The sequence below is a fragment of the Streptomyces chisholmiae genome (genome assembly GCF_031845445.1).
GTDB lineage: Bacteria > Actinomycetota > Actinomycetes > Streptomycetales > Streptomycetaceae > Streptomyces > Streptomyces chisholmiae.
The window spans coordinates 1-486 of sequence record NZ_JAVREO010000100.1; the positions used below are offsets into that span (position 1 = coordinate 1).

Annotated in this window: 2 protein-coding genes; both read right to left on the reverse strand. The window is 65.4% G+C overall.

All coding sequences use genetic code 11. The annotated features are described in order from the left end of the window. A partial coding sequence (locus RM844_RS32260) for an ATP-binding cassette domain-containing protein (protein WP_311671003.1) occupies positions 1–167 on the reverse strand: 167 nt, incomplete at its 3' end. Beyond that, a partial coding sequence (locus tag RM844_RS32265) for an ABC transporter permease (protein WP_311671002.1) occupies positions 164–486 on the reverse strand: 323 nt, incomplete at its 5' end. The genes RM844_RS32260 and RM844_RS32265, both read right to left, overlap by 4 nt.

A 486-nucleotide genomic window follows, 5' to 3' on the forward strand; every position in this document is an offset into this window, starting at 1 on the left:
TCCAAAAGCCCCGTGGCGGACAGCACCGTCATCGACTTGCCGGACCCGGACTCGCCGACGATGCCGACGGTCTGCTCACGGTGCACCTCGAACGACACACCCCGCACGATCTCGCGGCGACCGATCGTCACCCGGAGGTCATCGACCTTCAGCACCGGCTGATTCATCCGCGGCCCGCCCTTCTCGCCTCGATCGAGGTCCGCTGTTTCGGATCGAGCACGTCGCGGAGACCGTCACCGAACAGGTTGAACGCCAACACCATCACGAAGATCGCCGCACCCGGGAACACCGCCATCCACCAGGCCAGCGTGACGAATCCCTGGGCGTCGAAGATCATCCGGCCCAGCGACGGTTGCGGTGGCTGGATGCCCAACCCCAGAAACGACAGCGCGGCCTCGGCCAGGATCGCGAACGCCAGCGACAGCGAGAGCTGAACGATCAACGGCCCGGCGATGTTCGGCAGGATGTGCCGAATCAGGATGTAGC